This window comes from Peribacillus frigoritolerans (assembly GCF_030676415.1).
Lineage (GTDB): Bacteria > Bacillota > Bacilli > Bacillales > DSM-1321 > Peribacillus > Peribacillus frigoritolerans_A.
Genome location: NZ_JAUUTW010000139.1, coordinates 1 through 255, shown reverse-complemented (window position 1 = coordinate 255; position 255 = coordinate 1). Strand labels below are relative to the sequence as shown.

Here is a 255-nt window from a genome sequence, read left to right as displayed (position 1 = left end):
CCATTCAGTGTTACCTGAACTTCACCCTGGACATGGGTAGATCACCTGGTTTCGGGTCTACGACCTCATACTCATTCGCCCTATTCAGACTCGCTTTCGCTGCGGCTCCGTCTCATCAACTTAACCTTGCATGAAATCGTAACTCGCCGGTTCATTCTACAAAAGGCACGCCATTACCCATTAACGGGCTTTGACTACTTGTAGGCACACGGTTTCAGGATCTATTTCACTCCCCTTCCGGGGTGCTTTTCACCT

1 rRNA gene is annotated in these 255 nt (G+C 49.8%); it reads right to left on the bottom strand.

What is annotated here, in order from left to right:
• Positions 1-255: ribosomal RNA gene (locus tag Q8G36_RS28795) — 23S ribosomal RNA — on the bottom strand; the annotation flags it as partial.